Origin of the sequence: Delftia sp. ASV31 (assembly GCF_016428765.1) — a bacterium.
Classification (GTDB): Bacteria; Pseudomonadota; Gammaproteobacteria; order Burkholderiales; family Burkholderiaceae_C; genus Comamonas; species Comamonas acidovorans.
In genome coordinates, this window is the sequence record NZ_JAELTK010000355.1 from 1 (window position 1) to 252 (window position 252).

Annotated in this window: 1 pseudogene; it reads right to left on the bottom strand. The window is 67.5% G+C overall.

Going from position 1 to position 252, the window contains the following annotated elements:
- Window positions 1-252, bottom strand: a pseudogene (locus JHD82_RS30245) (hypothetical protein); the annotation flags it as partial.

Consider the following 252-nt stretch of genomic DNA (forward strand, 5'->3'; position numbering starts at 1 on the left):
CTGTTCGCAGACTGCCTGTGTCCATGCATCGTCCGCCAGCCAGGGAAGCATGGCGGGATGCTGCGTACCCTGGCCTGAAAACAGCAGTGCAAAGCTCATGGCCGCTCGCAGACACGCAGCACCCAGCCTGTCTCTTATACACATCTCCGAGCCCACGAGACGCTGACGTTGATCGCGTATGCCGTCTTCTGCTTGAAAAGGGGGGGGGGGGGGGGGGGGGGGGGGGGGGGGGGGGGGGGGGGGGGGGGGGGG